Genomic DNA, 20,865 nt, shown 5'->3' on the forward strand with positions numbered 1-20,865 from the left:
CTGACCTCCGCCGGGCCGCCGCCGTCTGTGATCGCCCACCGTCGCCAGCCCCTGCCCGCGCCCGGACCGCGTGCCCGCCCCTGGCACGGTCACGCCGCGACGGCTGCCCTGCCCACCGGGAACCGCACGCCGGTGAGGTCTTCCGAGACGGCCCAGAGGCGTTGCTGCACGCTCACGTCGTAGGACTCGGGGCTGGACGTGACAAGCCTCGGGTAGCCGCGCGCCTCGCCCGGGCCGTCCGGGCCGTAGTACTGCCCGCCGAGGACGGACGGGTCGGTGGCGGCCCGCAGGGTGGGCAGCGCGCCCGCCGTCGCGGGCTGGGTGATCACGGGGGCGAGCACGGTCAGCGGTCCGCGGACGACCGCCGGGGCGTTGCGGGCCAGTTCGGTGTTGGAGATGCCGGGGTGCGCTGCCACCGCGGCGGTGGTGCCGTGCGCGGCGAGCCGGCGCTGCAACTCGTAGGTGAACATCAGGTTGGCGAGCTTCGACTGGCCGTAGGCGGCGACCCGGCCGTAGGAACGGTCCCACTGCAGGTCGTCGAAGTGGATGGCGGCGCGGATGCGGTGCCCGACGCTGCTGACGGTGACCACCCGGGAGCCGGGCACGGGCAGCAGCAGGTCGAGCAGCAGGCCGGTGAGCGCGAAGTGGCCCAGGTGGTTGGTGCCGAACTGCATCTCGAAGCCGTCGCGGGTGCGCTGCTTCGGGGTGTACATCACCCCGGCGTTGTTGATCAGCAGGTCGATCCGCGGGTGGGTGGCGCGCAGGCCGGCCGCGGCGGCGCGCACCGATTCCAGCGAGGTCAGGTCCAGTTCCCGTACGGAGACGTCGCCGTTGATGCGGGCGGCGGCGAGCTTGCCCTTCTCCGTGTCGCGTACGGCCAGCACGACCGACGCCCCGCGCTCGGCGAGCCGCCGGGCGGTCTCGAAGCCCAGCCCGGTGTTGGCGCCGGTGACCACGGCGACCCGGCCGTCCTGGCGCGGAATCTGCTGCTCGGTCCACTTCATCTCAAGCTCCTTAGGTACCGCCGGTAACTTATGCCTGAAACGATAAGGTACCGCCGGTACGCTGTCAAGGGACCGCCGGTACCTAAGCTAGGGTTGGTGTCATGACGTTCCAGCGGGCGCGCAGCGAGGAGCAGCGTGAGGTCCGACGCCGGGCCATCCTGGAGACGACCTCGGCGATGCTCGACGAGATGCCGGTGGCCGAGGTGACCCTGAACGAGCTGAGCCGGCGGGTCGGCCTGGCCAAGACGGCCGTGCTGCGCTATTTCGAGTCCCGCGAGGCGATCCTGCTCGACCTGCTGGACGACCGGACGACGACCTGGCTGACCGAGCTGGACCAGGAGTTGGCCCACGGTGTCGACCTGAGCCGGTCGGCGATGGAACGGGCGGAGCAGACGGCCGACGTGCTCAGCCGGTCGCTCGCCGCCCAGACGGTGCTCTGCGATCTGTTCGGCGCGCAGGGCGGGGTGCTCGAACACAACGTCTCGGTCGAGGTGGTCCGCCGGCACAAGCGGGCCGCACTGGGCAACCTCGCGGTGATGGCCGGCCTCGTCCGGCGACACCTGCCCGAGGTCGGCGACAACGCCGAACTGTTCTGCCTGAACGCCTTGATCATGGGTGGCGCGCTGTCCGCCTACACCTCGCCGCCGCCGAGCCTGCTCGCCGTCTACGAATCCGAGCCGGCGCTCGCGGTCCACCATGTCGACCTACGGACAGCCCTGCGGGTCTCCATCATCACGTCGCTCGTGGGCATGCTGCCGCGTTCCTGAGCCTCTGCGCGAAAACTCGGTGGTCATGACGCTGATTGCGGTCTACCGTGGCCCGCCGTGCTCTCAAACGAACAGATAATCGGGCAGGCCCTGGACCGGATCGAGGCGGGGTACGTCTTTCCTGAGAAGGTAGCGGACATCGACGCCGCGATCCGGCGCCGTCTCGCGGCAGGCGAGTACGACAACCTGGACGGGCCGGCGCTCTGCGAGACGGTGACCGCTCACCTTCAAAAGGTGTGCCCGGACAAGCATCTGCGGCTGCTGTGGTCGGACCAGCCGCAGTCGCTGGATCCAGCGGACGAAGACGGCGGGCGGGCCGCGTTCCTCGCGCTGCTCAGGGCGGAGAACCAGGGGATCCGCCGGGTCGAGCACCTGGACGGCAACGTCGGGCTCATCGACGTGCGGCGCATCGCGTACGCCGACGAGGGCGCCGCCGCTATCGGCGCGGCCATGCAACTGGTCGCCCTCAGCTCCGCGCTCATTCTGGACCTGCGCGCCTGCTCCGGTGGAACACCGGAGGGAGCCGCGATGTGGTGCAGCTACTTCTTCCGCGACGACCAGGTGCACCTCAACGACTTCTACGAGCGGTCCACCGGCTCCACGCGCCAGTTCTGGACGACCGCGCACCTGCCCGCGCCCCGCTACGCGGACCGCCCGGTCCACGTGCTCACCAGCGCGGTGACGTTCTCCGGGGGCGAGGACGTGGCGTACACCCTTCAGGCGCACGGCCGGGCCGTCGTCGTCGGTGAGACGACGCGTGGCGGCGCGCATCCGACGGCCCGCCACCCGGTCACCGAACACATCCTCGTGACCGTACCGACCGCCCGCACCATCAACAGCGTCACCGGCACCAACTGGGAGGGCGTCGGAGTGGTCCCCGACGTACCCGTCCCGGCGGACCAGGCACTCGACACGGCACTCAAGGCCATCTCGGGCGTGTAGGCGCGGCTGCGTCGGCGGCCGCCGCTGGTCCGCCGGCGGCAGCAGCGGGATCGCGTAGGCCACGCACTACTCTTCCGCCAACCCGCCGCGAGCATGGTCTACCCGACGTCGACGGTGGCGCGCTGCCGTACGGCGGGGCGCCGCTGCTGCCGGACAGTGCGCAGGCCGAAGTAGGCGACGCACCGGAAGCCAGGTACAGCAGGGCCTGCACGTTGAGCACGAGTACGACGCTGAGCACGTCGCCGAGCAGGCCGTGTCAGGCCGTTGCCATTCCTCGGGTGGCCAGCTCGCTGAGCGACGCGACGCCGTTGTCGCCGAGCGCCGCCCGAGCCACGGCGGGCTTGCCCAGCTCGAACACCTCGACGAGGAGCGTCGGCGATCCGGACCGGCGGCGAATCCCGTCGATCTCCTGCCGGTCAGGGTTGAACGGCAACGCCGACCATTGGTTGGCGGTCTCCTGCCAGTCGGACGAGACGGCCGCGACCAGGCCGTCCAGCAGGGTCGCGTAATCCTCCGGGCTGATCGCCCGACCCAACCCGTACCGTTCGCGCAGAGCGAGAATCTCGGGCGTGGGCTTCTTGGAGGAGTAGCTGTCGTTGATTCCGAGCCACCAGTGGGCGAAGTAGGTGCCCTGGTAGCCCTGGGCAAGGTAGCGCGACCCGTCGTGGTGCACCTCGATGATGAAGTTGTGCACCTGCGGGAACTGGCAGTCGAGCAGCAGGACGGTAGCGGTGCCGACCGGCTTGACGAGCAGCGCCTTCTTGAGCGCGTCGCCGCCGCCAGTCCCGTAGGTCTCGCGCGACACGCTGGCCGGCTTTCCGCCCGCTGCGTGCAACAGCTCGCGAATCTGGAACGCCGCCATCCCGCAGTTCGCCCACCTGCGGCTCTCGTCGCGCAACGCGATCTGCGGGTCGCCGGTCTTGCCCGTACTCCCCACTGCCGCCTTGAGCTTGACCACCTCGTCGTCGTCGACGGCCTGGTCACGACGCCGCTGACTGTCGTCGGTCTTGAGCGCGGGGTCGCTGTGTGCGTATCTGGTCGCGGCGGTGATGGCTTCGGCCCACGTACCGAAGCTCTGACCTGGCTTCAGCACGCTCTCCGACCAGGTCACCAAGGCACCGATCACCTCTGCCCGAAGGTCGGTGGGCAGGAGCGGTTCGATCCTGGTCAGGATGTCGCCGCACGCCTTCGCGTCGGTGTCCATGTTGGGGATCTGACCGTTCGGTGGGTAGGCGTCCTTCTCCTCCGCGATGATCAGCAACTGAGCCCTCCAATGTCCCCTGTGTACTGACCGCCCTGATGGCGAGCCGGTTTCCAGGTTGGACCCTGCGTGAGCGAGCGGACACCCAACGTCGGACTTCCGTCGGATCGCGGTTTCGCCGCTCTCCCGGTCACCGCCCCTGGCGGGCGGTCTCGCCAGAGAGGGATCGCGGGTACCGGAGGGCGCTCAGCAGGGCGGTGACGACAGCAGCCACCAGCAAGATCCTCACCACGTGGAACACCACCGCGTCGCCCGCGGAGTCCGGCGGGAAGATGTCCTTGACGAGCAGGCCGACGCCCAGTCCCAGCCCCAGGCAGGCATGCATCGCGGCCCGCGGGCGTGGAAGGAGCTGTCGGCGGCCGAAGATCCGGGGGACGGACGTGCCCCCACGGCTCCTGACGAGCAGCACGGCGGCCATGGCCAGGTTGGCCGCCGCGCACGCGACGGCCAAGACCACGTCCACGGGTTCCATGGGGCCGAACGCTAGCGCACCCATGCCCGCCAGTGACTGCCAGCTCCGATGCCGGCTCGCGGAAACACTGTGGCACAGCAACTCCTGCCCTAATCTATGAATGTCGATTGCTGCCTCCAGCTCCATCGAGGAGAGGAATCCCGATCGTGAACGTCGGTAGCCGAACCCTTCCGCGACTCCTCTCCTTCCTGCTGGCCGTCGTGCTCGCCGCCGGCCTGTCCCTGTTCGGCGCCGCGCCGGCGGCGGCCGGGCAGACCGGCATGCGAGCCGCCGACCCCAGCGTGATCCGCGTCGGCGGCACCTACATCTCCGTCCAGTCGGTCAACGGCGGGATCGCCGTGCGGCAGGCGGCGTCTCCCGACGCGCTGGCCGCCGCACCCGCGCGGCAGGTCTGGACGGACAGCCGCAACCTCGGTGAGGTCTGGGCCCCGGAGATCGTCACCGATGGCGGCCGCTACTACATCTACTTCTCAGCGGGACGCGGCACCGCCCACCGCCTGTACGCGATCCACTCGGCGTCACCCGCCAGCGGCTACACGGCCGAGCGGCAGCTCGCGCTGCCCGACGGCAAGTGGGCCATCGACGGCAGCCTGTTCACCTTCAACGGGCAGCGGTGGTTCGTCTGGTCGGGCTGGGCCGGGGACACCAACGTCGAACAGAACATCTACCTCAGCCGGATGAGCGACCCGCTCACCCCGACCGGTGGCCGGTACATCATTTCCCAGCCCCGCGAGAGCTGGGAGCGCGTCGTCGGCAACCCGTTCATCAACGAGTCACCCGAAGCGATCAGGGACCCCAACGGGCAGCTCCACATCGTCTACTCCGCCAACGGCAGCTGGAGCGACCAGTACTGCCTCGCCGACCTACGGCTGCGCGCCGGCGGCGACCCGACGTACGTGTGGGACTGGTACAAGTCGAACGGCTGCCTGTTCGGCTCGAACCGGGCCACCATGATGGCCGGCTGGGATCCGACCCTGCACGTGAACGGACCTGGTCACCACAGCTTCGTGCTGCTCAACGGCGACATCGCCACCAGCCCACCCGCCGGGCCGAGGTTCCCGCTGATGTACCACGGGGTACCCAAGGGCACCGCGTACTCCTGGGCGAACCGCTACTGGTACACCGGCACCTTCTGCTGGTGGGGCAACACCACCTACCGCCGCGCCAACGTGCCCGGCCCGACGGCCGACACCGGGTTCAGCATCAAGTTCTTCGAGTGATCCGGACGTGAGCCTTCGATCGTGTAGGGCTGAATCACCCACGGGCCGGAGGAGGCTGCCGCCGCCGGGCTGCCTGTCCCGCTGCGGTTCCGTGTTGCCGGCCAGTGGTGAGAGATCGACTCGGGTTCCGTGAAGTCGGGGTGTCAACGGAGCCGGGACACCCCGACTTCCGTAAAGGCGAGTGGATCGTGGGCGGCGCGCGAGTGTCAGCTGGGCGGCGGCGGACACTCCAGGACCGCGATGGAATTTCCGGCGAACAGTCCCAGGTGCGGGTGCCCGGAGAAAATCTCGACCGCCTCGTCGTGCGAGCCCGCTTCCACGATGGTGTAGGCGATCAGGGCGTCGGTGAAGTCCTCGACACCTCGCGCCGTGACCCGCTTCTTGGCGTTCACGGGAGCACCGGGGTCGACGATGGCCTTCTCGTTGGCCTGCGCCCATGACGCCCACGCGCTCATGAACTCGGCCTGCTGCTGTTCGGTGAGTTCGGCCTTGTCGGCCTCGTCAGCCGCGCCGTTGAAGAGCGCCAGGAACCTGCCCACCCCGGCATCCTAGCGGCGGCTCGCGCAGGCCGCCGAGTCGCAATCACGACCCCGGCCGAAATGCCAGGTCGTTGACGCCTCAATAGATGGAGTACTTTCCGTCACAGGTGAGACACTCTCTGCTTTCGTACCCATCGGGCATCGTGAATGCATGAAGCTACGCATGCTCCTGATCGGGGCCTTCGCGGCCCTCCTCGCCACGCTCGCAGTGCCGTCGGCCGCCACCGCGGCCCCGGCCGACCATCCGATCGCTGGTGTCACGACGCAGTCAGCCAACCCGGCCAACGCGATCGCCTCCGACAACCCGAACGCCGGCATCAGCGGCGTCTCGTCCCAGGCTGTCGGCCCCTGCCCCTACACCGCCACCTGCGTCTACACCGACACGTACTTCGGCGGACGCATGTTCGTGCTGTACCAGTGTCGGTGGTACTCGCTCACCAACTGGAACGGCTGGGGCTCCATCTACAACAACCAGACCTGGGGCGCCTGGGCCGACATCATGGACCAGAACCGCAACCCGATCCGCGGCTTCAGCTCTGGAGTCGCCTGGGAAGCCGTCGACTTCTCGCCGGTCTGGTACATCCGGATGTGCTGATCCGCTTGCCGCGGGCGGGAGTCGGGGTTGCCCGCTCCCGCCCGCTGGGCGCCCGGCAAGCAACACCCTTCGACCGCGGCGGGACCTCTTCGGGTCCCGCCGCGGTTTCGCATTCCCGGCTGGCGGTGAGATCGACCCAGGATTCTTCCAACCGAGCCGGTCTTAAGAAAGTTAAGATCGGATGCTTGGAAGTTGAGGATTCTTAAGATAAAACTTTAGGTATGACAGGACAGACGATGGACTGGCAGGACCTGACCAGCCTGACGCGGGGGCAGCCGTTCGTCGTCGAGCGGGTGCGCCTGGCGAGCAACGGCGTCGCGATCGAGGGCGAGTTCGAGCCACCGCAACTGGCTCAGCTCAACGTCGATGATCAGGTTTTCGTCACGGCGTTCGTGCGCTGCCACGGTTCGATCAAGGAGATGGAACGCATCTTCGGGGTGAGCTACCCGACGATCAAGTCACGACTCAACCGGATCACGCAGATGCTCGACTTCGTCGAGACCGACCCGGCGCCCTCGCGAGCCGACATCATCGACCGGTTGCGCCGCGGTGAGATCACCGCACAGCAGGCGCTGGCCGAGCTGGGCGGCCCGACGTGATGCCGCAGCTCGTGACCGTCAAAGTCAGCCGCCCGGACCGCCGGCCCATCCGCTTCTGGATTCCGGTGCTCCCCCTGGCGCTCGTGCTCTTCCCGGTCGTGGTCCTGGTTGTGCTGGCGGCGATCGTGGCCTGCGTCGTGTTCCGCATCGGTGTGGTGCGGGCACTCGGCGCCGCCTGGCGTGTCATCTCCGCGCTGCCCGGCGCCCGCTTCGACATCGAGCACTGCCGCACGGCCGTGCTCGTGGCTATCCGATAGGAGAGGTTCGAATGACCGAACAACGCAAGGACATCCTCGACATGCTGGCCGCCGGCAAGATCACCGCCGAGGAGGCGGAGCAGCTCATCGCCGCACTCGAACGGGACCACGCACCGGCGACGGCGAGTCACGACGCCCGACCCAAGGGCAAGGTGAAGTACCTGCGGGTGGTGGTGGACGCCACCGACAACGGCGAGCCGTCGCGGGTCAACGTGCGGGTGCCACTGCAACTGCTGCGCGCCGGTGTACGGCTGGCGGCGCTGGTCCCGCCGCAGGCCCTGGTCAAGGCCAATGCCTCACTCAGCGACTCGGGCGTGCCGATCGACCTGACGCAGCTAAAGCCCGAGCAGTTGGAGGCGCTCGTGGAGCACCTCGACGAGGTCACCGTGGAGGTGGATTCACCCGATGCCACAGTGCGGGTCTTCTGCGAGTAGGCGCCGTCCGATGGGACGGCCCCTCGAGAGGGTGCGGGAACACCCTCCCGAGGCTGCGCCCGCCGCAGCAGAGCACAGGTGAATTGCCAACCTGAAGTTTAGCCACCCACCAGCAAACCAGCGGAGGGACCACTCGGACGGGTGGTCCCTCCGCGCCGTCCCGCCGCTGGGCGGGGGTCAGGTCAGCGGGGACAGCCAACGACAGTGCGGCTACCCGGGTGGCTCGCACCGGCGGACGCGACGGTCCCGCCGGCCACCGCGAAGCTCACCAGGATCGCGCCGGCCAGCGGCACGGCCACCGCGACGGCGACCGCCCGCCGTCGATGCGATCCGCCGGTCAGCACCACGATCAGCAGGCCCAGCGCAAGGTCAATGACCGCGTTCCACCACGCGCCGGCCCCGTAGGTGGGGTCGGTCGCCTTGCCGGCGAACCGGGCCGCCTCCTCGAAGAACACGGCGGCCGGCAGCGCGACCCCGACGACCTGCCGCCACCCCTCACCACGCGCCCACGTCCCGCCGGTGCCGAAGACCACACCGGCGAGCACGCCGAAGAACATCCAGACCAGCGACGACGGTGCCCAGAGCACCGCGGGGTCGTCGCCCTGCAGGAGCGCCGCCGCAAGGTAGTAGCTGGGCACCGCGACGACGAGCAGGACGGCAGCACCGAGTGCGGCGCGCAGCCACCCGGACCGCACCCAGTACCCGAAGAAGAAGGCGGCCACCGCCCAGGTCGCGGTGGAGTTGCCAAGTTCCGCGACGGGATACGGCAGCCACTTGATCCAGCAGAAGTCGAGAAGGCCGAGCAGGAATCCGCCCACCACGGAGGCGAGCATCACCCCCCGGTCACCAGGTCGCATGGCCGCAGAGCATACCGAGTATGCCCCCACTGGCCTGGTCGGCCCCTCCCCACCAAGCGGCAGCCAGTCAGCCGTGCCCGAGTCGCTCTGCCCGCTGGCGAACCCGGCGTCGCGCTCCCCCGCTCCGCGCACAGTGGCCGAGGCGATGGAGATCAAGTGACACTATCGGGTAAGGGGCCCGGTTACGCCGAAGGCGGGGGTGCATGGAGCGCGTGCGGGCGCAGGCCGTCGAACAGAACGGCAAGGGTCCGGTCGATGACGGGGCCGGCGTAGTCACCGGTTTCCGCCGCCATGCTGGCGCCCCGCAGCAGGGCGAGTATCTCGGGCAGGTCGACGTCGGGGCGTACGGCGCCGACGCGTTGGGCGTCGCGCAGAAGGTCCGCCAACGCTTCGCGCATCTGCGCACGCTGGCCTGCCTGCTCTGCTTTGACATCGATCCCCGCGCTGTGCAACGCGTCCGTCAGAGTCTTCTTGCGCGCCGCGTCCGCGACGACCTGCGCGAAGAATCTGAAGAACCCGGTCTGTGGCTCCGCGGCGACGCGCAATCGGGCGGCCTCGTCAAGCAGCAGGTCCACCCGCGCCGAGACGATCGCCGCATAGAGGGCTTCCTTGGTGGCGAAGTGCCGGTACACGGTGCCGACACCCACTCCGGCTCGGCGGGCGATCTCGTCCATGCGGGCGGTCAGTCCCTGCTCGCCGAGCACGGTCTCGGCCGCCGCGAGTACCTTCGCGCGGTTGCGCGCCGCATCCGAGCGGATCATGCCGGCCTCCTCCGATCGAGCACCCTTGACGAGCGGAATCTAGGTTCCGTATCTTGAAGCGGAATGATGATTCCGATTGTACGGGGGTGGCATGCAGTACACGACACTGGGCCGATCCGGCCTCCACGTCTCCCGGGCCTGCCTGGGCACGATGAACTTCGGCACCGACCCGCAGGCACCGACGCCGGAACCCGAGGCCCGCCGCATCATCGGCGAGTTCCTCGACGCCGGCCACAACTTCATCGACACAGCAGACACCTACCGAGGTGGCACCAGCGAAGAGGTTGTCGGCCACGCCATCGCCCACCGCCGCTCCGAGGTCGTCCTCGCCACCAAGGGGGCGGCACCGCAGGGCGCCGGGCCCAACACCCGGGGCCTGTCCCGCGCCCACCTGACTCGCGCCCTGGAGGCGAGCCTGCGCCGACTGGGCACCGACTACGTCGACCTGTACCAGTGCCACGTGCCCGACCCGGACACCCCGATCGACGAAACCATGGCAACGCTCGATGGCTTCGTACGCTCCGGCAAGGTCCGCTACATCGGCTGTTCCAACTTCACCGCCGCCGGAATCGTCAGCGCCCAATGGGCGGCGCAACGCCTCGGCGGAACACCCTTCATCAGCCTGCAAGCCAACTATTCCCTGATCACGCGTGCCATCGAGGCCGAGATCGTGCCCACCTGCCAGCAACACGGGCTCGGCGTCCTCGCCCACAGCCCGCTCGGCAGCGGTCTGCTCGCCGGGCGATACCAGCGCGGCACCGCGCCGGCCGCCGGATCCCGACTCGCCCAATGGGCGGCAATGCCCAGCCCGATGGCACGCGCATTCGTGACCGGTCTCCTCGCCGAGCGGCACTTCGACATCGTCGACGACGTCACCACCGTCGCCGCCGAACTGGGAACGACCACGCCAACCGTGGCGCTCGCCTGGCTCCGCAGCCGGCCCGAGATCACCTCGGTGGTCCTCGGCCCTCGCTCCGCCGACCAACTGAGCGCCAACCTCGCCGGCCTCGCATTCGAGCTGCCGGAAAGCGTCTCCACCCGGCTGGATGCGGCAAGCCAGTGCACCATCAGCCCTCCGGTCAACGGCCAGCACAACGCCGCCTGACTCAGCGACGAGACGCCCTCGCCATCCTCGCTCGCCTTCCGCCGTGGGAGGCCGTCGCGCCACCGATGTTAGGTTCGCTGACATGACTGGGCAGATCACGGCCGCGCAGTTCCACGCGGCCGACGGTGTCGAGGACTGGCGCTCCCTCTACCATCTGGTCTCGGCCTACTTCCCGACCGGCTCGCTGTCCAAGGGCATCGCGCTCGTCGATGAGATCGGCCGGCTCGCCGACGAGGCCCAGCAGCAACACCTCACCATCGACCTGCGCGACACCGGCGTCACGGTGAGCCTGAATCGGCGCGATGTCTCGTTGGCCCGGCGCATCTCGGCCGCCGCCAAGGAGCTGGGCCTCCCCGCCGACCCGACCGCCGTACAACTCATCAACGTCACCCTCGACGCACTCGCCGGCGCGGACGTGCTGCCGTTCTGGCAGGCGCTGCTCGGCTATCGGCAGATTGGCGACGACTACCTGTTCGACCCGTCGCGCCGCGGCCCGGGTTTCGGTTTGCAACCGATGGACGAGGCGCGCCCACAGCGCAACCGCCTGCACCTCGACATAGCTGTCCCGCACGATCAGGCGGAGGCTCGCATCGCCGCCGCCCTGGCCGCTGGCGGCCACCTGGTCTCCGACGCGCACGCACCCATGTGGTGGGTCCTGGCCGACGCCGAGGGCAACGAGGCGTGCGTCGCCACCTGGGTCGGCCGCGCATAGCAGGACGGGCGAGCTTCACCTCGTGAGCTCGACCAGCGTCGCCAGTCGCGCCACGCCGGCCGGCGCCGGCTGCGCGCGGGCAACCTCGGCGATCACGGTACGCGCCAACGGCCGCCTACCGACCACCCCCGCGCGGGCTCATCTGGGCGCCCCTCACCAAACCCGGGCGGACCCTCAGCGGCAACCCGGGAAACGCCGGACAGGATCGAGATTCGAGCTGGTTCGAATGTCTCGGCTGCGCCGCTACCCCCGGGGTTGACTGACCTCGTCCACACCGGTGCCACCAGCACAATCACTCAGCTCCGGCAGAAGAATCCCCAAGCTAAGGAGACTCATGAAGCGACAAATCCTGGCGTTCTTCGGTGCGTTGGCGCTGGCGGCCGGCGGGCTCCTGGCCGTGGCCAGCCCGGCCCAGGCGGCGTCGTCGCGCAACGGCCTGTGCGAGAGCGGCGAACTGTGCATGTGGCAGAACAACGACCTGCGCGGCGGTCGCTACGACACCCTCTCGACCACTGCGGACTTTCGGCAATGGTCGTTCGTGGCTGCCTGCACCTCGGACTGTTCGCTGCAGGACAACGTCAGCTCGCTGCGCAACTACGACACGCAGAATGCCGTCCGCCTCTTCGAGCACGAGAACTACCGGGGCCTCTATTTCTGGCGTCAGAAGGCCAACAGCGGCCAGTCGGACGAGGCCTTGAACCTCACGCTGGACCGGGACCAGAACGGGAACAACTGGAACGACCGATTCAGCTCGTTCTGCTTCGTCTGGGCCGGCCAGCCGCAGACCCGCTGCCGGCCGTAGGACCGCATCGAGGGGCTCGCGTCGGCCGTGAGGTAGCGGGCAACGCGAGCCCCTCCACCCTGAGCGAGGTCTCCATGCCCATGATTCGTAGGCGATTCGCGGCCCTGGTGCTGGCCTGCCTGACCGTCGGTGCCGGGGCCGCCTGTGAACCGAGCGGGCCCGCGCAGCAGCCCGCAGCGCCATCACCGGTGGCGACCATGCGCCTTCCGTTGGACCGACTGTTTCCGTCCGGGGACGAGGATCTGCTTCTCCAGCGGGCCGAGGCGAAGCTTGTCGTGGCCTGCATGCGCCGGCTCGGCATCTCCTACCGGCCGCCGGAACCGCACCACACCGACCCGGCTGCCACGCACGACGGGTTGTACGGGCTGGTGGAGCACGACCAGGCGCATCGCCTCGGTTACCACGCCGCACCCGGCGGTGACGCGGCTGAGGACAAGGCTCCCCCGCCGCCGGAAAGGACGGCGGTAGCGCTCAGCGGCACGCGGTTCGGCACCGACGGACCCGAGCCGGCCGGCGGCCGAATCCCTGAGGGCGGCTGCCTCGGCGAGGCGAACCGGCGCCTGACCGAGGGCGCACCACCGATCGACGAGACACTCCTGTACGACATGGCCCTGCGGGCCGGCCAACAGGCAGAGCAGGACGCTCGCGTTCAGGCCGCCTTCCGGGCCTGGTCGACGTGCATGGCCGGCAAGGGGTTCACCTACGCCGACCCCTGGCAGGCCAACGACGACCCGAAATGGAGCACCGACCATCCCAGCGACGTGGAGCGTCGGACCGCGGTGGCCGACGTCGCGTGCAAGGACAGCACGGATCTCGTGACGATCTGGCAAGCCGCGATGGTGGAGCACCAACAGCGCACGATCGCGACCCACTCCGCCGACATGAAACGCTACGAGCAGGCCAAGAGCGCCCGGCTCGCCAATGGCCGACGTGTGCTGGCGACGGGGTGAGGCCAGCCGCGACCGGCGGGTACGTCGGTCAGCGGGTGAGGCCGACCAGGTTGGCCAGTCGCGCCACGCCGGCCGGCGCCGGCTGTGCGCGGGCAACATCGGCGATCACGGTACGCGCCAACGGCCGACACCGAACCTCAGCCGGCGCGACGCTGTCCGCGTCGACCAGCGCGCGGGCAGCGCCGCGCACGTCACCCATCTGGAGGTACGCCCGCGCGACATCCACCAGGTACGCGCCCCGGTACTCGGCCGGCAACCGCCGCCACGCCTCCCGCCGCACCAAGGTCGAGTGCCTTTGCAGCGCCTCGCCGGCGTCACCCCTTTGCGCCGCCACCACCACCCGCGCCAGCTTCGCGGCGATCGGCCCGAAGCTGGTGTGGTGCATGTCGTCGTACCCCCTCAGCCCGGCGGCGATCCCCGCGGCTCGGTCGATCAGCTCGTCGGCGCGGCGGCTCTCGCCGCAGCCGGCGGCAGCCAGGGCGGCCTGGAGCAGCAGCGTCCCACCCACGGCCCACTCCCCCGCCGACCGCTGCGGCTCGCCCCTGCCTCCGCCCCGGTGATCATGAGGTTGACGGTCGCTTTGATCTTCGGAAGGCCCGTCAACCTCATGATCACGGTGCGCTGGGGTGGGGGTGATGCGGTTCGCGGCGGTTAGGGCCGCTGTTAGGGCCAGGCGGTCGCGGTTGGAGGCGCGGAGCGCCTGGGCTACCGAGATGGCCGCCGTTGCCGCCAGGATCGGGTTGTCGCCGGCGGCGGACATCGCCCGGTCGGCGGCCAGCCACCCGAGGTCGGCCTCGCCGAGCTTTACCAGCAGCGACGAAGTGATCCGGTACGACTGCACCAGCAACTCCGGTGACCGCGCGCCCTGGACAGCGTCGAGCAGGCGCGGCAGGACTCGCACCAACTGCCCGTAGTGCGCATGCTGGTAGCTCAGCCAGGCGTACCCGACCTGCCTTCTTAGCTCTTCCGTCTGCTCTGAGGCTTGCGGGGTGTCGTAGCGGGCGAGGGCGGCACGGATGTCGTCCACCCCCTCCGGTGTGCCCGCTGGCGTGCTGCGTGCCTGGCCGAGCAGCACCTCCGGGTCGACCCGCAGGACGTGGGCCAACTCCTGGATCACCGAATACCGGTCCAGGGCGCGCACACCCCGCTCCACCTTGTCCACCCAACTCTTCGACCTGCGCAGCCGGTCGGCCAGCATCTGCTGCGTCATCGACCGCCGCACCCGCCAGCGGGCCACGCGGCGACCGATCGGCACGTCATCGTTGGTCACGCCGCCACCGCCGGTCCGGGACCGCACGGGTCGTGTCCTCCACGGGTACGCGCTCCGCCTCAGCCTGCGCTAGGAGACGCTGCTTGGCAGCCTCCCGCTCGGCCGCCTCACCTTTGTTCTCCGGAGCATTGTCGTCCTGACCGCTCATCCCCGCCTCCTCCGGTAGAGGCCCAGCGGTGGTACTCGGGGATTCGATCACCGTCGCACCAGGCCACGGGACGTGCTTGCGTCCCAAAACCGGACAGTAGGGCGGATTGGTGATGTGGTGATTACTGGCAGTTATGCGGCCAGGTTGATGCCGATGCGGCCGGCCAGCAGGCGCAGTTCGTCGGGGATGGCTCGGCGCTGGGCGCGCTGCGCGAGAGTCACCACGGCGTCGCGGGCGAGGGGGTTGATGGCGAACGGGATCGGCGCGGCCCGCTCGGCCTGCACGAATGCAGCAAGGGCCTCAACGTCTCGGCGGCCGCCGTCCGCCAAGGCGCGACCGAGGTCAAGCCAGTAGGACTGCTGGCGGATGGACGCCGCGAGCACCTGCGGCCGGACCGTCCTGGACAGCTCGATAACCCGGCCGGATTCGCCCTGCTCGGCGGCGATGGACATCTCCCACAGGCCGACATTCGTTGGTCCGAACCCGCAGCCGTTGAAACCGGCACCGTCAACCGGATCCCCGAGCGTGGCGGCCTCGCGCGCTGCCTCGGCAAGGTGATCGCGAGCTACGTCCAAACGACCGCTCACCGTCGATGTCAGCGCTGCCGAGAGGTGGAGCTGTCCGAGCATCTGTCGCACCCGCTCGTCGGCGGAGTCAGCTTGCAGCTCGATGAGTGACCGGTCGGCGGCACGGGCCGCGACCGGTGCAGATTCGATCGGCAGGCTCTGCGCGTAGGCGAAACGGGAGGCCGCGATCCAGGCCGGGTCTTCGGTATCTTCGGCGACCGCCCCAGCGAGCCGGGCGGCGTTAAGGGCCAGGTGACGGTAGCCGAGGTTCCGCAGGCAGGTGCCGGCTTGATAGGCGACCTGGACGAGCACTGTGCCACCTACGGCGGCGGCTTCAAGCAGAAGGTTGGGCAGCATTCGAGCCATCGCTGGGTAGCTGCACGAGGTGCGAAGCTGCTCGGCGCGGGCGATCTCGGCGGCCAGCCAGTCCGCCGTGTAGGTCGACGGGCGGCGCTCGCCAGCCTCGATCTCGATCAGGGCCGACCAGATGGCCGGTACACACTCGGCGGCGCTTTCACGGGCCGGGTCGCCGGACTCGGTGCCCTGGCCGAGCAGATCGGCCACCGTGACCTGCAGTGCAGCGGCGAGAGCCACCAGAGTGGACCGGCGGTCAATGGTCTTCCGACCCGACTCGATCTGCGATACGTACGACTGGGTGACGCCAGCGAGCCCGGCGAGAACGGCCTGAGTCATACCTCCACGGCGCATCCGCCAGTACCGGATCCTGGCACCGATGGTGTCCGGCTTCCTCACCATGCCTACGCCCACCCCCAGTTAGAGGACCGGATTGCAGCGTTGAAGCGCTACGCCCGCACGGTTGGACGCTACACCCGCAGGGCACCGCATCGGTGACGCTCGACGCCGCCAGGGCGGGTCTGGCACCTTCCGTGGTCAGCCGGCTTCCGAGCCTCGATCGGCAATGATGGGCGGCATAGCTCGGCGGACAAGACTGAAGACGTGCAATCACCTACCGGGGAGGCATGGTGACTCAGCGCTCGCAGCACCAGCGGGGCCGGTGCCCCGTCTGTAAGCGGTCCGTAGCCCTCACCGCTGACGGAAGAGTTGCGCGGCACAACGGCACCATTCGTGCCTACGCCCCGCCGGAGGAGTGCCCCGGGGGTGGACAGCGTGCGGGAGCCGCCGGGTCATGAGCACACGCACGGCACGGCGTGAATGCCGAGTCAATCTGGACAGGCCGCGCTGGTGCCAACTACAGCATGACGGCGTCAGGCTCGTCTGGACGGGACAGCCCAGCAAAAACGGCCTGCGTCATGCCACCCCGACGCATCCGCCAGTACCGAATCCTGGCACCGACGGTGTCCGGCTTACCATAAAGATCGCCGAGGATTAGCTGACGCCGTTCTTGACCTTAAACGCTCCACGAAGAGTAGCGGGGACGGCACGCTTTCAAGCTAGTTAATCCGATGCGAGTCGGTCCTGTACTACGCTTTCGACCTCGCTATGCCAACACTGAAAGACCGACCTGCCGGGTCGCATACACGCAAGGCGGATTTATCGGGCGCACGCTGCCTGAGCAGCTCCACGAGATCTAAAGTCTGTTAATTGGTGCAGGCTTCACAATGCAACGATCGCCGCAGTCTCCGCCGGCAGCTGGATCCGGTCCCGCATGACGGTGACCCCCTCCCCCGTAGCCAGCAGCACCCGCCGAGCCACCCCAGGCAGCGAAACCCCCTGCCCCCGCCCAGCCAGGTTCGCCACCACAAGCGTATCCCCCCGCCGCATCACCAAAAACTGGTCCCCGTGCTGCACAGAAACAGCGTTCAACCGAGGATCCGAGAGATCCGGCAGAGACCGCCGCAGCGCGATCAACCGCTGGTAAAAAGCCAACATCTCCCGATGCTCAGGCTTGTCCAGCTCGGCCCAGTCCAACCGCGACCGCACGAACGTCTCCGGGTCCTGCGGGTCGGGCACGTCCCCTTCCGGCCACCCGTGCGCAGCGAACTCCCGCCGCCGCCCGGTCCGCACCGCAGAGGCCAACTCCGGCTCCGGGTGCGAGGTGAAGAACTGCCAGGGCGTCGAGGCGGCCCACTCCTCCCCCATGAACAGCATCGGAGTGAACGGCGCCGTCAACAGCAGCACAGCCCCAACGCGGAGCAGCGAAGGCGAGAGAGAAGCCGAGATCCGATCCCCGGTAGCCCGGTTGCCGATCTGGTCGTGGTTCTGCAGGTACGCCACGAACCGGTGCCCCGGCACCCGAGGATCAACAGGTCGCCCATGGTGCCGGTTCCGGAAGCTCGACCAGGTCCCCGCGTGGAAGAACCCGCCGGTCAACACATCAGACAACGTCTCCAAGGACCCGAAGTCCCCGTAGTACCCCTGCCGCTCCCCCGTCAGCAACGTGTGCAGTGCGTGGTGCGCGTCGTCGTTCCACTGCGCGTGCAGGCCGAACCCACCAGCCTCCCGAGGCGTGATGAGCCGCGGATCGTTGAGGTCCGATTCGGCGATCAGCGACAACGGCCGCCCCAGGTGCGTCGACAGCGACTCGACCTCGATGGCCAACTCTTCGAGCAGAGGCACCGCCCGCGAGTCGGGCAGCGCGTGCACAGCATCCAACCGCAGCCCGTCGACGTGGTAGTCGCGCAGCCACATGAGCACGCTGTCGATGATGTAGCGGCGTACCTCGTCGGAGTGCGGGCCGTCCAGGTTGATCGAGCGACCCCAACTGTTGCTCTGCTCGGCGAGGTAGGGCCCGAACCGCGGCGCGTAGGCCCCGGAGGGCCCGAAATGGTTGTAGACAACGTCGAGGATCACCCCCAGGCCGCGAGCGTGGGCGGCGTCGACGAACCGTTTCAGGCCGTCGGGGCCGCCGTAGGGCTCGTGTGGGGCGTACCAGCAGACGCCGTCGTACCCCCAGTTGTGTTCGCCGTTGAAGGCGTTCACCGGGAGCAGTTCGATCAGGTCGACGCCCAGTGACACCAGGTGGTCGAGGCGGTCGATGGCCGCGTCGAAGGTGCCTTCCGGGGTGAAGGTGCCGATGTGCAGCTCGTAGAGGATGCTGCCGGGCAGTTGCCGGCCGGTCCACGCGCTGTCGGACCACGCGAATTCGGCGTGGTCGTAGCGGCGGCTCGGCCCGTGCACTCCCGCAGGCTGCCACGGTGACCGGGGGTCGGGCAGTGGGGTTTCGTCGTCGTTCAGCAGAAAGGAGTAGTCGAGGCCGGCGTCGGGCACCTCGACCTGCCACCAGCCGTCGGCGGCGGCGCGCATCTCGTGGTCGGCGTCGCCGGCCAGGCGCAGCCGCACCCGCTCGGCGTCCGGCGCCCACACGCTGAATTCGGTCATCACGCAGCCTCCACGGAAGTGGTGGAAGGAGCCAGCAGAGCCACGGGATAGTCGGCCAGAAGGTCGTCCAGAGGGGTCTCCCCGCCACTGTAGACCCGGCCGGTGAACAGGTCCTTCATCTCGTGAACGGGAAGTGACAGAGCTGTGTCACACCACCCACCGGCGCGTGCCAGACCCAGCGGCAGCCGGGTCGCCACGGCGATCGCGCCACCCCGGTCGAAGGCCACCACGTGCCGGCCCACCCGCCCGTGCGCCGGCACCGGCCGGTAGGTGGTGAACAGCTCCGGGTGCGCCCTCCGCAGCCGCAGGGTCCGCGACACGACGAGCAGCTTCGCCGCTCCGTCGGTGTCGACCGGGGGACGCCAGCCGCCGTCGATGCGTGCCAGCAACTCTCGGCGTACGTCGAAGTCGACCGGGCGGCGGTTGTCCGGGTCGACGAGGGAGTTGTCCCACAGCTCGGTGCCCTGGTAGGTGTCCGGCACCCCGGGCATGGTGAGTTGGATCAGCTTCTGCCCGAGCGAGTTGCACCAGCCGGCCGGGGTGATCGCGGCGGCGAGTTCGGTCAGCTCGTCGTGCAGGCTCGGGTCGTCGTACATCTGGTCGACAAGGGTGTGCACTGCTTGCTCGAAGGCCGGGTCGGGGTCCGCCCAACTGGTCGAGGCCCCGGCTTCCCGGGCCGCCTTCTCGACGTACGCGTGCAGCCGTTCCCGCTCGATCGGCCACGCGCCGACGGCGGTCTGCCAGAGCAGGTGGGCGAAGGCCGGGTCGGGCAGCGGCGCGTACTCCATCCAGGCTTTGACCTGCTCGGCCCAGCGGCCCGGGATCTCGCTGAGCACGGCGAGGCGGGCGCGGACATCCTCGCTGCGTTTGGTGTCGTGGGTGGAGACGGTGGTCATGCTGGCCGGCCAGCGGACCTGTTGGGCGGTGGCGAAGCGGTGGAACTCCGCGGGCGGCACCCCGAAGCGGGTGGGGCTGTCGCCGACCTCGTTGAGCGCCACGAACCGGGTCCACCGGTAGAAGGCGGTGTCCTCCACGCCCTTGGCCATCACCGCGCCGGTGAGCTGCGGGAACCGCATGCCCAGCTCGTCGTTGGGGTTGCGCAGCCGGCGGGTGACAGCGTCCAGGGCGGCGGCCAGGTCGGGCCGGCGGCGGCCGGCCTCGGAGCGGGCGGCGGCGAGGTGCCGGGCGCCGTACGGCGGGTAGCCCCGGTAGACGTCGAACGCGGCGGCAATCTCGGCGAGCGCCGCGCGGGCCTGCTCGGTGGGCACCTCGGGGGCGAGGGCGGCCAGCCGGGTCAGCTCGGCGGCGAGCAGCTGGGTGGCGGCGGCCAGTTTGGTGGTGTGGGTCAGGTCCTCCCAGGAGGTGTGCTGCCCGGTGAGGCGGTTGTCCAGTGCGGTGAAGTCACCCTCGGCGTCGATGTCGATGAAGAGCCCACCGACCATGGCAAGGGCGTCGTAGCCAGTGGTGCCGTCCACCGGCCAGTCCGGCAGTTCCTCGCCGTACTCCAGGATCTTCTCCACCACGAGCCAGGCGTCCGGTGCGGCCTCCCGCAACCGGGCCAGGTAGCCGACCGGGTCGCGCAGGCCGTCCGGGTGGTCGACGCGGATGCCGTCGACCTCCCCGGCGGCGGCCCAGCGCAGGATCAGCTCGTGGGTGGCGGCGAAGACCGCCGGGTCCTCCACGCGCAGACCCGCCAGGCCCGCGATGGCGAAGAACCGGCGGTACGTCAGCTCGGCGTCACCGCGTCGCCAGGAGACCAGCTCGTAGTGCTGCCGGTCGTGCACCTCCCGGGCGCTGCCGTCGCCGGTGCCGTCGGCGATCGGGAAGCGGTGCTCGTGGTAGCGCAGCTCCCCGTCGACCACCTTGAGGTCGTCGAGGGCGGCCGGGTCGTCGCCCAGCACCGGCAGCAGCAGCCGGCCCCGGTCCCAGTCGATGTCGAACCAGTCGGCGTACGCCGAGTCGCGCCCTCGGCGGAGCACGTCCCACCAGGCGGGGTTGGCGGCCGGGACGGCGACCCCGGCGTGGTTGGGCACGATGTCGACGACCAGGCCGAGCCGCTTGTCGCGCAGGGCGGCCAGCAGCCGCTGCCGGGCGGCCTCCCCGCCCAGCTCCGGGTTGACGGCCCGGTGGTCGACCACGTCGTAGCCGTGCTGGGAGCCGGGGGTGGCGGTCAGCAGCGGGGCGCTGTAGAGGTGGCTGACGCCGAGGTCGTCCAGGTAGTCGACGATCGCGGCGGTGGCGTCCAGGTCGAAGCCGGGGCGGACCTGGATCCGGTAGGTGGCAGTGGGAGGGGTGGCCGGCATG

The 20,865-nt window shown here is 69.5% G+C and carries 23 protein-coding genes; 12 read left to right on the top strand and 11 right to left on the bottom strand.

Translation table 11 applies throughout. The features are described 5' to 3' along the window. Positions 1 to 89: 89 nt before the first annotated feature. On the bottom strand, positions 90 to 1,004 hold the full coding sequence (locus tag GUI43_RS06815) for an SDR family NAD(P)-dependent oxidoreductase (RefSeq protein WP_112698347.1): 915 nt from the start codon (positions 1,002 to 1,004) through the stop codon (positions 90 to 92). Positions 1,005 to 1,105: 101 nt separating this feature from the next. Between GUI43_RS06815 and GUI43_RS06820 the strand changes: the two genes are divergently transcribed. Together GUI43_RS06820 and GUI43_RS06825 are read left to right on the top strand one after the other, a co-directional pair. Beyond that, a complete protein-coding gene (locus tag GUI43_RS06820; RefSeq protein WP_112698348.1) occupies positions 1,106 to 1,771 on the top strand; it encodes a TetR/AcrR family transcriptional regulator in 666 nt (221 codons plus the stop codon). Positions 1,772 to 1,828: 57 nt separating this feature from the next. Continuing rightward, the gene (locus GUI43_RS06825; RefSeq protein WP_112698349.1) at positions 1,829 to 2,713 is read left to right on the top strand and encodes a S41 family peptidase; all 885 of its coding nucleotides are present in this window, start codon (positions 1,829 to 1,831) and stop codon (positions 2,711 to 2,713) included. 256 nt (positions 2,714 to 2,969) lie between these two features. Here the strand turns inward: GUI43_RS06825 and GUI43_RS34225 are convergent, their stop codons facing one another. Then, a complete protein-coding gene (locus GUI43_RS34225; RefSeq protein ID WP_181518495.1) occupies positions 2,970 to 3,974 on the bottom strand; it encodes a hypothetical protein in 1,005 nt (334 codons plus the stop codon). 130 nt (positions 3,975 to 4,104) lie between these two features. Next, positions 4,105 to 4,446 carry a hypothetical protein gene (locus GUI43_RS06835; RefSeq protein WP_146765870.1) on the bottom strand — a complete coding sequence of 114 codons (342 nt, stop codon included), beginning with the start codon at positions 4,444 to 4,446 and terminating at the stop codon, positions 4,105 to 4,107. Positions 4,447 to 4,592: 146 nt separating this feature from the next. On the opposite strand from GUI43_RS06835, the gene GUI43_RS06840 reads away from it, so the two are divergent. Next, positions 4,593 to 5,666 (top strand): glycoside hydrolase family 43 protein, encoded by a 1,074-nt coding sequence (locus GUI43_RS06840; RefSeq protein ID WP_249037670.1) that lies wholly within the window; start codon positions 4,593 to 4,595, stop codon positions 5,664 to 5,666. Positions 5,667 to 5,872: 206 nt separating this feature from the next. On the opposite strand, the gene GUI43_RS06845 is transcribed toward GUI43_RS06840, so the two are convergent. Further along, positions 5,873 to 6,205, bottom strand: a complete 333-nt coding sequence (locus GUI43_RS06845) for a YciI family protein (RefSeq protein ID WP_112698351.1) — start codon at positions 6,203 to 6,205, stop codon at positions 5,873 to 5,875. Positions 6,206 to 6,356: 151 nt separating this feature from the next. Between GUI43_RS06845 and GUI43_RS06850 the strand changes: the two genes are divergently transcribed. From GUI43_RS06850 to GUI43_RS06865, 4 genes are all read left to right on the top strand, one after another. Then, complete coding sequence (locus GUI43_RS06850; protein ID WP_146752881.1) at positions 6,357 to 6,800, top strand: hypothetical protein; 444 nt, start codon at positions 6,357 to 6,359, stop codon at positions 6,798 to 6,800. A 221-nt stretch (positions 6,801 to 7,021) separates the two neighbouring features. Beyond that, positions 7,022 to 7,399, top strand: coding sequence for a DUF2089 domain-containing protein (locus GUI43_RS06855; RefSeq protein ID WP_211326655.1), 378 nt, complete (start codon positions 7,022 to 7,024; stop codon positions 7,397 to 7,399). Beyond that, a complete protein-coding gene (locus GUI43_RS06860) occupies positions 7,399 to 7,656 on the top strand; it encodes a hypothetical protein (RefSeq protein ID WP_112587557.1) in 258 nt (85 codons plus the stop codon). The genes GUI43_RS06855 and GUI43_RS06860 overlap by 1 nt, the downstream gene beginning before the upstream one ends. 11 nt (positions 7,657 to 7,667) lie before the next feature. Beyond that, a complete protein-coding gene (locus GUI43_RS06865) occupies positions 7,668 to 8,090 on the top strand; it encodes an SHOCT-like domain-containing protein (RefSeq protein WP_112698352.1) in 423 nt (140 codons plus the stop codon). Between the two features lie 182 nt (positions 8,091 to 8,272). On the opposite strand, the gene GUI43_RS06870 is transcribed toward GUI43_RS06865, so the two are convergent. Next, positions 8,273 to 8,947: a DUF6518 family protein gene (locus tag GUI43_RS06870; RefSeq protein WP_249037671.1), complete on the bottom strand. Its 675-nt coding sequence runs from the start codon at positions 8,945 to 8,947 to the stop codon at positions 8,273 to 8,275. Between GUI43_RS06870 and GUI43_RS33760 the strand changes: the two genes are divergently transcribed. Beyond that, positions 8,946 to 9,107, top strand: a complete 162-nt coding sequence (locus tag GUI43_RS33760) for a hypothetical protein (RefSeq protein ID WP_167457775.1) — start codon at positions 8,946 to 8,948, stop codon at positions 9,105 to 9,107. The two genes, GUI43_RS06870 and GUI43_RS33760, sit on opposite strands and share 2 nt — an antisense overlap. Positions 9,108 to 9,129: 22 nt before the next feature. Here GUI43_RS33760 and GUI43_RS06875 read toward each other — a convergent pair whose 3' ends face one another. Then, positions 9,130 to 9,708, bottom strand: a complete 579-nt coding sequence (locus GUI43_RS06875; RefSeq protein ID WP_112587563.1) for a TetR/AcrR family transcriptional regulator — start codon at positions 9,706 to 9,708, stop codon at positions 9,130 to 9,132. A gap of 91 nt (positions 9,709 to 9,799) precedes the next feature. Between GUI43_RS06875 and GUI43_RS06880 the strand changes: the two genes are divergently transcribed. The 4 genes from GUI43_RS06880 (at position 9,800) to GUI43_RS06895 (ending at position 13,277) form a co-directional block, all read left to right on the top strand. Beyond that, the gene (locus GUI43_RS06880) at positions 9,800 to 10,813 is read left to right on the top strand and encodes an aldo/keto reductase (protein ID WP_112698353.1); all 1,014 of its coding nucleotides are present in this window, start codon (positions 9,800 to 9,802) and stop codon (positions 10,811 to 10,813) included. Positions 10,814 to 10,895: 82 nt separating this feature from the next. Further along, positions 10,896 to 11,525, top strand: a complete 630-nt coding sequence (locus GUI43_RS06885; protein ID WP_112698354.1) for a 4a-hydroxytetrahydrobiopterin dehydratase family protein — start codon at positions 10,896 to 10,898, stop codon at positions 11,523 to 11,525. A gap of 334 nt (positions 11,526 to 11,859) precedes the next feature. Next, the gene (locus GUI43_RS06890; protein WP_112698355.1) at positions 11,860 to 12,327 is read left to right on the top strand and encodes a peptidase inhibitor family I36 protein; all 468 of its coding nucleotides are present in this window, start codon (positions 11,860 to 11,862) and stop codon (positions 12,325 to 12,327) included. An 80-nt stretch (positions 12,328 to 12,407) separates the two neighbouring features. After that, complete coding sequence (locus GUI43_RS06895; protein ID WP_146765871.1) at positions 12,408 to 13,277, top strand: hypothetical protein; 870 nt, start codon at positions 12,408 to 12,410, stop codon at positions 13,275 to 13,277. A 28-nt stretch (positions 13,278 to 13,305) separates the two neighbouring features. Here the strand turns inward: GUI43_RS06895 and GUI43_RS06900 are convergent, their stop codons facing one another. The 5 genes from GUI43_RS06900 to treY form a co-directional block, all read right to left on the bottom strand. Beyond that, a complete protein-coding gene (locus GUI43_RS06900) occupies positions 13,306 to 14,547 on the bottom strand; it encodes a helix-turn-helix domain-containing protein (RefSeq protein WP_112698436.1) in 1,242 nt (413 codons plus the stop codon). Next, positions 14,534 to 14,695: a hypothetical protein gene (locus GUI43_RS33765; protein ID WP_170158691.1), complete on the bottom strand. Its 162-nt coding sequence runs from the start codon at positions 14,693 to 14,695 to the stop codon at positions 14,534 to 14,536. The genes GUI43_RS06900 and GUI43_RS33765 overlap by 14 nt, the downstream gene beginning before the upstream one ends. A gap of 131 nt (positions 14,696 to 14,826) precedes the next feature. Beyond that, complete coding sequence (locus GUI43_RS06910) at positions 14,827 to 16,017, bottom strand: helix-turn-helix domain-containing protein (RefSeq protein WP_112698358.1); 1,191 nt, start codon at positions 16,015 to 16,017, stop codon at positions 14,827 to 14,829. 819 nt (positions 16,018 to 16,836) lie between these two features. After that, positions 16,837 to 18,561, bottom strand: coding sequence for a malto-oligosyltrehalose trehalohydrolase (treZ, locus tag GUI43_RS06915; RefSeq protein WP_112698359.1), 1,725 nt, complete (start codon positions 18,559 to 18,561; stop codon positions 16,837 to 16,839). Then, positions 18,561 to 20,864 carry a malto-oligosyltrehalose synthase gene (gene treY / locus GUI43_RS06920; RefSeq protein ID WP_112698360.1) on the bottom strand — a complete coding sequence of 768 codons (2,304 nt, stop codon included), beginning with the start codon at positions 20,862 to 20,864 and terminating at the stop codon, positions 18,561 to 18,563. Before treY ends, treZ begins: the two co-directional genes overlap by 1 nt. Between the last annotated feature and the right edge of the window lies 1 nt (position 20,865).

The sequence above is a fragment of the Micromonospora noduli genome, from assembly GCF_003264365.1.
Lineage (GTDB): Bacteria > Actinomycetota > Actinomycetes > Mycobacteriales > Micromonosporaceae > Micromonospora > Micromonospora noduli.